The following is a 6,527-nucleotide window of genomic DNA, read 5'->3' as shown; positions in this document are numbered from 1 at the left end:
AACGACTGGCATTGTGGTTTTGCAGCTGTAGAGATCGCGTCAAGACGTCGTTACGAACAGTATTGGCAGGGAACGCGAACTTCAGCATTTTCCATACAAATATGGCCTATCAGGGCGGCTTTGGACTGGGCGAATTACCTGCATTAGGCTTTACTTCTGACTTTTAGGTAAGCTAGTTTAGTTTCAATGGTTGTGCTTCTGCAATAAAGGCAGGACTTGAAGTTTCTGATACGATTTCTTCAGTCTCAAAACGTTATGGTTATGAGATCCAGACCGGCGAATTTGGTTATGGGCTAGACTGGCTTACACGCCAGCGGGCAAACCGTCTGATCGGAATTACAAACGGCGTCGATTACGAGGTTTGGAACCCTGAAACAGACTTGGAACTGCCGACGCATTTTTTCAATAAATGACTTAAGCGGTAAAAAAGAGGTAAACGCGCTCTATTAGAGCAATTTCAGTTGCCCATTGAACTCGACCTCCCCCATTTTTGCTGGTGTTACGCCTTACATCACAGAAAGGAGTCGAATTAATAAAACAGGGTGCTGGCGACATTCTCGCCGCAGGCGGATACTTTATTGCTCTTGGGTCAGGCGAAAAAGATTCGGAAAAGTTTCTACAGACCCTGCGTGATTATGCACCTTCGCGTGTCGGCGTCTATATCGGTTACAATGAAGCTTGGCACATTTAATCGAAGCCGGCGCGGATATGTTCACTTATGCCGTCGAAGTTTGAGCCTTGCGGATTGAAACCAAATGTATTCGTTAAGATACGGGACTGTGCCGATAGTTCGGGCGGTCGGCGGCTTGGATGATACTGTGCAGAATTTTGATGCCGTGAGCGGGACCGGAAACGGATTTAAATTTTCGGAGTACCGAGCAGATAAACTAATTGAGAAAATATACGAGGCTCGCTTTGCGTACGAAGACAAAACGACTTGGGCAAAGATCCAACGTAACGGAATGTCGGTTGATAACTCATGGGAAAATGCAGCGAGAAATTATGTTGAACTATACGATTGGACACTTCGCAATTGAGAATAACGGATGATAATTGTAATAATCGGGGCCCAGTGGGGCGATGAGGGAAAAGGAAAGGTTGTCGATCTGCTGGCGGACCGGTTTGATATCGTGTCTCGTTATCAAGGAGGACACAATGCGGGGCATAGCGTTTATGTAGGCGATAACGCCTTTGTTTTAAGGCTTTTGCCGTCTGGCATTATTCACGAAGACAAAACGTGCGTGCTCGGCAATGGCATGGTCATCGACCCGAAGGCATTTTTCGAAGAGGTCGATCAGATCGCCGAAAAGGGAATTTCAGTCACGCCTGACCGGCTCAAGGTTTCGAGCCGAGCTCATCTGATAATGCCGTATCACCGTGCGTTGGATCACACATCGGAAGAAGCAGCTTGGCAATGAGAAGATTGGCACGACCTTACGTGGCATCGGTCCCGCATACGAAGACAAAGCAGGACGGCGGCGATTCGTGCTGCCGACGCGATGTCGCCGGAGTTGCTAAAACTTCGGATCGAACGCAACCTCGAAGAAGCAAATCGCATTATTGTCCTTTTTGGACAACAGCCGCTTCGTGCGGATGAAATACTCGAGGAGATCTCGCCGCTTGTTGAACGCTTAAGACCTTTCAGTTTGCGAAACCTCGCATTTTCTTGCCGAAGCCCGAAAATCGAAGAAAAAAATATTGCTTGAGGGTGCTCAGGCGACATTGCTGGATGTCGATCATGGCACGTATCCGTATGTGACTTCGTCAAATCCGACAGCCGGCGGAGCGTCGGTCGGTGCCGGCATACCGCCGCATCATATCACCGGAGTTCTCGGCATTGTACGTACATACGCTACACGAGTGGGCGAAGGGCCATTCCCAACCGAGATGGTCGAATCTGAAGAGGACATGGCGAATCTGATTCGCCAACGCGGCCGTGAATACGGTTCGGTTACAAAGCGACCGCGTCGATGCGGTTGGTTTGATGCAGTAGCGACTCGTTATGCTGCGGAACTGAACGGATTCGATTCGGTTGCACTTACAAAACTTGATGTGCTTGACGCTTTGGATGAGATCAAGGTTTGTGTGGGCTACGAGATCAATGGCGAACGCATCGACACCTTTCCTGCCCGTATCTAGCGAGCTTCGTCTCATTAAACCCGTTTATGAAACCTTACCTGGCTGGATGAGCGAAACGCTTGGCATTACTGCATTTGATAAATTACCTTCAAAAGCAAAGGCTTATGTCGAATTTCTCTCTGCCCAGATTGGTGTCGAGATTGGCTTGATCTCTACAGGTCCCGAACGCGATCAGACAATAATCCTAAAAGATTCAGTTATGGAAGGATGGTTCAAATGATGCAGGTTGTGAAATGCTCAATGAAGAAAGTGTTGAACATTTTGCATTTTACATTTTGCACTGTAGAATTATCGTTTGTGGTCCGATAGCTCAGTCGGTAGAGCAAGTGGCTTTTAACCACTGGGTCGCAGGTTCGAGTCCTGCTCGGATCACCATTATTACAAGGGAAAACGGCATCCAAGAGGATGCCGTTTTAGTTTCTATCAAAGTTACTATCAATCTTGTCGAAAAATCCTCATTTATTTCTTCGATTAGAACGCGGTTTTAGTCCCGGTACATGTTTGAGTTCGAAGTAGTTCAGGCTGGATCCGTCCCGTTGAAGCGGTTCGATCTCGCCCCGTTTTGTTTTATTTCTAGCAGTGTTGTCAGTAATACCCGCAGCCTTGCAGGCATCCTTTTGCTTGACCGCGATAACAGCCTTTAGCGGGCCGATCTGGGCCTCAATTTCCTCATTAATAACATCGCGGAGCAATTCCGCAAATTGATCTCTCGGCATTACCACTAATTCATTCGACATATTGTATTATTTACCTCACAGTCATAAGAGAACCTTGCAAATGTTGTGCCAATTTCCTTAAAACACGTCGTGCTTGTTTAGGCACGCTTCTGAAATTAGAGCTGGCGATTTGTTGAACCATTTGGCGTAATTTCGTAGCACTAGGATGCCTCACCAACAATCGGGAGGAATATGAGTCGTTGATTTCGCGAGCCGCGGTATTCACCGGCATTCGTGCTGAGTCGCCTTATGAATGGGCCGTCAATTAGCAGGTCAGTGTGACTAAGAATGTAATCCACTCTCGGATCTTTTCGATCAATTAAGGCTTCAAGCGTGTAGCCGGTGTAGATCGTGAGATCAAGGTCATAACGCTTTAGTCTGTAGACAAGCTCTGCGACTTGCCCTGGTTGATCAAACGGTTCACCACCTAGGATTGTTACGCCGTCATGATCGGCTCGATTTGCGAGTATCTCGTCGACTATCGAAGCGATTGGCACCTCGATGCCATTCTCGGTTTTGTGGGTTTGGGGGAACATAACACCCCTGGCAGCGGATCGAGCATCCGGAAACTTGAACAACACTTCGTCGGCCGGGCCCGTCAACGGTCGAATTATGGTAAACGCGATAAAGCCAGATCGTGAACGGCCCTACGTCACGCTCTCTGTTTTGAGGTAGTTGTCGTGAGTGCAAAGCATGGCTTTCATCGAAGGAAGCAGGCTTTGCGCAGTTTATATTCGCACGGGGTCCCAAAACCTTTTCCAGCTCATCTACGACCTCTGGCGGTGATCGAGAAAACTCCAGCGTAACGCGGCCTACGTCAGGTTCAAGAATAAAACGAGTTCCTTACTCATTTGTTTTGATGCGGCTTTTGGGTTGGGGCTTAACATAGTACTCTTTGGTTTTTCGATCAGTTGAAGGATTGCCGAGAATTTGTTTTAGATGGCGCTGCGTGTTCGCAAGCCGGTCCCTGAATACCCTTGATCTCGGTTTCGCAGGCTCCCGTTTCCGTATTGATCGTAAATTCGATTTCCGGCATACACTATTTGTCTCCTAAAATTTGACTCGTATCTTGATGGTCTTTCCGATATGCTCCCGAATGAGCGTTCCGCCAAGCTTTGTAGCCATTTTGCGAGCGGCGGCCTCATGATATTGTGATTGCAGACGTTTTATAAAGTCCTTGCCAAGACTGTAATTGAGATCCATATCATCGATCACGGCTACATATCCTTTTGGCGTTTTTTGAAAGCCGATGTCGCCCAAAAGTCGGTGATTCTTTACGTCGGAGCGGCGAATCACGATATCTGCGGTCCGTGCATCCCGCTTATCCCAACCCTGGAGCAAAAGACAGTCGCCCTGAACTACGTCTTTAAACCCGATCTCGTTAAGCGCATCAATAAGAAGCGGAGCGTTGGCGAAAGCCTCCGCTTCGAATGCCATATATTTGCTCATTTATTTCTCCCGTTTAAAGTTCGTACGCCCGGCCGTTATTTGGCCCTGAAATAGCGGCGGCTCCGCTGCCAACGCCAGATCCCTTTATATTATTGCGGGCCCATTTTCGTATTTCTTCGATCTTTTCGCTCATCATCTGAGCCGTTGGCGTAATAGAGTCGATGGACTTTAGGACATCCTTAGTTTGAGCAGGGCGGTCGCCGTCGATAAATGCTTCCAGCACTCCATCCTTTACCGCACCTTCGATCTCCGCTCCAGAGAAATCCTTACTCTTATCGATGAGCTTATCCATTTCGAAATGCTCGGGATCCAGTTCCCGTTTTGCAAGGTGAACCTTGAAAATGTCCAACCTGTCTTCCGGCGTTGGTAGATCTACAAAGTGAATATAGGAAAACCGCCCGATACGGAATTGCTCGGATTCAAGTTCGCGAACGTCGTTAGCGGTCGCAAACACTAGTACATCGCGATTGTCCTGCATCCAGTTGAGCAGGTATGAGATTGTTCGGGCGGTCTCTCCGCCGTCGGTTTTATTAGACGACTTCATTCCGGATACCGCCTTTTCGAACTCGCTGATACCCAAGATCCCTTTGATAGCTCCGGCGATCGAAAGTGCCCTTTTGATTGACATGGCCGAAGAGCCGATCACGCCGCCTCCTTCACCCATGATCGACCCGAAATCAAGATCGAGAAGAGCTCGATTTGTGATACTCGAAGCCACTCGCTTGCATAGATCCTTGCCGCAGCCCGGCAACCCGACAAGCAAGATGCCTTTGCATGGCTCGACGTGTCTCGCTCTGGCCTTCGGACTGAAGGTGTAGGCAGCTCGTTCCAGAATTGCCCGTAGCGACTTATAGCCGCCAAGATTGCTGACCGGTTCAGGGTGGACATATGTCAGTGAACCGCTTCCGCGAATGACATTCTTTTTTTCTTCAAGAATTACGTTTATCGACTCGTGATTGAGCCCCTTGCAGCTGATCACAGCCTTGGCTATCACGTTGCTGATCTCTCCGGCCGTAAGACCAAGCAGGGCCTGCAGAAGGGAAGTTTGCGTTTCCTTTGTGAGATCGATATCGAGACCACTCGATTTGAGATTTTCCAGCTGCAATTCGATCGAATCCTCGATCTCGCTTTCTTTGGAAGCTCAAGATCGATTTGCGTTACCTCTTTCTCAAGGGTTTTCAAATCCGGAAAATTCGGACCGACAAACAAGATCGTTGCTTTTGTCGATTTCAGCTTCCATGCGATTTCGCGTAAACGGCGGACAAGCATCGGGTCCTCCTGGCCGTAAGGAGAAATATAAGGAGCATAGTCACAGAGAAGAAATATCCCTGTTTTTTGTTCACCGATGAATCCGAGGACACTTTCCGGATCTTCTGTGTCGGCAACTAAAGACGGGTTCTGGAGAAGTCCCTCCTGAGGATCGGCGATCTTTTGCAGGCCAATGGGCCGACTCCAAAAATAAAGCGGCTTTTCCTTGTGGCGATCTTTGAATACAAGATCGATCAGCGCGTCGCGAACACGATCCTCTTCGTAGGTGTTGATCGAGATCAGCGGGTAGCGTGCTCGAATTCTTACGTCGAGTTCGTGCAGCAAGTTCTCGATGCTCTTGGCATCGGCTTCTTTTCTGTCATGGATTTTCGCGAGGTTCAGGCTTTGAAATGTTTGTTCTCACCCATATTACGAGTGTCGTTCTTCGGGATGCTGGAGGAATACGTTGTTGTGAGCCGCACGGGCAACCTGTGATTGTTGAGATTGCGGAGGCGATAAGTCCTGTGGTCTAGGCTGTGCGGAACTACCACCATTTTGTGCTGCTTGAGCAGTCATTCGGTTCACCTTCTGCATCTCTTCACGGGATGCAATGCCGTTTTCAATAGCGAATCCTAGATTGGCAAGGGCTCGTCCGATCGAGCTTGTCTCCCCATTTTCTATAAAGGATGTGTTATTCACGTATCCCTGACCTCGTACCTCGAAAGCGTGCCCCGTTGCACTCGGTTCGGCATCGTCACGGCTCCGAAATGCACTCGCCTTAATGCAAACAAATCCGCTGTCCTCGTTTAGTGACACCAGTTCGGTTACGATCCGGCCATCAGGGTATTTTTCATAGAAAGACGTTATGCGCGAATGAACGGGTATGTATTTGCTTAGGTCGAAATTTGCCATACGGTTATTTACCTACCGGGAATGTTTCCGCGTAAGATATTGGGCATTAGAACTAAAACCGCG

8 protein-coding genes, 1 tRNA gene and 2 pseudogenes are annotated in these 6,527 nt (G+C 48.6%); 5 read left to right on the top strand and 6 right to left on the bottom strand.

All coding sequences use genetic code 11. The features are described 5' to 3' along the window. Window positions 1–182 precede the first annotated feature (182 nt). The 5 genes and pseudogenes from IPL32_17450 (at window position 183) to IPL32_17430 (ending at window position 2,514) form a co-directional block, all read left to right on the top strand. Window positions 183–413, top strand: a pseudogene (locus IPL32_17450) (glycogen/starch synthase). A gap of 83 nt (window positions 414–496) precedes the next feature. Next, the gene (locus IPL32_17445; GenBank protein ID MBK8467602.1) at window positions 497–691 is read left to right on the top strand and encodes a hypothetical protein; all 195 of its coding nucleotides are present in this window, start codon (window positions 497–499) and stop codon (window positions 689–691) included. Window positions 692–755: 64 nt separating this feature from the next. Next, entirely contained in the window at window positions 756–1,037 is a 282-nt protein-coding gene (locus tag IPL32_17440) for a hypothetical protein (protein MBK8467601.1), read from the top strand. Window positions 1,038–1,046: 9 nt separating this feature from the next. Beyond that, window positions 1,047–2,359 (top strand): annotated as a pseudogene (locus tag IPL32_17435) (adenylosuccinate synthase). 79 nt (window positions 2,360–2,438) lie between these two features. Then, window positions 2,439–2,514, top strand: a tRNA-Lys gene (locus tag IPL32_17430). 80 nt (window positions 2,515–2,594) lie between these two features. Here the strand turns inward: IPL32_17430 and IPL32_17425 are convergent. The 6 genes from IPL32_17425 to IPL32_17400 form a co-directional block, all read right to left on the bottom strand. Continuing rightward, window positions 2,595–2,876, bottom strand: coding sequence for a hypothetical protein (locus tag IPL32_17425; protein MBK8467600.1), 282 nt, complete (start codon window positions 2,874–2,876; stop codon window positions 2,595–2,597). 140 nt (window positions 2,877–3,016) lie between these two features. Next, entirely contained in the window at window positions 3,017–3,391 is a 375-nt protein-coding gene (locus IPL32_17420) for a 4Fe-4S cluster-binding domain-containing protein (protein ID MBK8467599.1), read from the bottom strand. 514 nt (window positions 3,392–3,905) lie between these two features. Continuing rightward, the gene (locus IPL32_17415) at window positions 3,906–4,304 is read right to left on the bottom strand and encodes a DUF1257 domain-containing protein (protein MBK8467598.1); all 399 of its coding nucleotides are present in this window, start codon (window positions 4,302–4,304) and stop codon (window positions 3,906–3,908) included. A gap of 13 nt (window positions 4,305–4,317) precedes the next feature. Further along, the gene (locus IPL32_17410; GenBank protein MBK8467597.1) at window positions 4,318–5,409 is read right to left on the bottom strand and encodes an AAA family ATPase; all 1,092 of its coding nucleotides are present in this window, start codon (window positions 5,407–5,409) and stop codon (window positions 4,318–4,320) included. Then, window positions 5,295–5,897: a hypothetical protein gene (locus IPL32_17405; GenBank protein MBK8467596.1), complete on the bottom strand. Its 603-nt coding sequence runs from the start codon at window positions 5,895–5,897 to the stop codon at window positions 5,295–5,297. The genes IPL32_17410 and IPL32_17405 overlap by 115 nt, the downstream gene beginning before the upstream one ends. 84 nt (window positions 5,898–5,981) lie before the next feature. Then, a complete protein-coding gene (locus IPL32_17400) occupies window positions 5,982–6,464 on the bottom strand; it encodes a hypothetical protein (protein ID MBK8467595.1) in 483 nt (160 codons plus the stop codon). Window positions 6,465–6,527: the final 63 nt, after the last annotated feature.

Origin of the sequence: Chloracidobacterium sp. (assembly GCA_016711345.1) — a bacterium.
In the GTDB taxonomy this organism is placed as follows: domain Bacteria; phylum Acidobacteriota; class Blastocatellia; order Pyrinomonadales; family Pyrinomonadaceae; genus OLB17.
The sequence above is the reverse complement of the archived record's forward strand: the minus strand, read 5'-3'. Positions and strand labels throughout refer to the sequence as shown.

Excerpts from the sequence above, each read along its gene's own strand:
- IPL32_17420 (MBK8467599.1), bottom strand. The coding sequence starts at position 3,391 with ATGTTCCCCCAAACCCACAAAACCGAGAATGGCATCGAGGTGCCAATC.
- IPL32_17440 (MBK8467601.1), top strand. The coding sequence starts at position 756 with ATGTATTCGTTAAGATACGGGACTGTGCCGATAGTTCGGGCGGTCGGC.
- IPL32_17415 (MBK8467598.1), bottom strand. The coding sequence starts at position 4,304 with ATGAGCAAATATATGGCATTCGAAGCGGAGGCTTTCGCCAACGCTCCG.
- IPL32_17425 (MBK8467600.1), bottom strand. The coding sequence starts at position 2,876 with ATGTCGAATGAATTAGTGGTAATGCCGAGAGATCAATTTGCGGAATTG.
- IPL32_17400 (MBK8467595.1), bottom strand. The coding sequence starts at position 6,464 with ATGGCAAATTTCGACCTAAGCAAATACATACCCGTTCATTCGCGCATA.